A 335-nucleotide genomic window follows, 5' to 3' on the forward strand; every position below is an offset into this window, starting at 1 on the left:
GACCGGCGGTATAGGCGCTGTCGAGACGTTTCAGCATCACGCCCTCGATCACCGCCGCCGGGGGATCGGCCCTTAGCGCGGCAAGACCGTCCCAATCGGTGAATTCCAGCCGTTCTGAGACGTCGAAGCGCGGCTCGTCCAGCTCCGCAAGCGCCTGTTCCAGTCGCAGGCGGCGCTCGGACCAGGGCAGGGGGCGCATGTCTTCGCCCGCCCATGTCATCACATCGTAGATCCTGACCGCGGCGGGATGGCTGGACAGGATCGCCTTGGTCGGTGCCTTGCGGCCTAGCCGTTTCTGAAGGTCGCTGAACGGCGCGACGCTGGTGTCGCGCTTT

1 protein-coding gene is annotated in these 335 nt (G+C 66.3%); it reads right to left on the bottom strand.

The annotated features are described in order from the left end of the window. The coding region (locus tag JI667_RS21400) for a hypothetical protein (RefSeq protein ID WP_206858459.1) at window positions 1-335 on the bottom strand (335 nt) is incomplete at both ends.

It is taken from the genome of Bacillus sp. NTK074B (assembly GCF_017303375.1).
In the GTDB taxonomy this organism is placed as follows: domain Bacteria; phylum Bacillota; class Bacilli; order Bacillales; family Bacillaceae_B; genus Rossellomorea.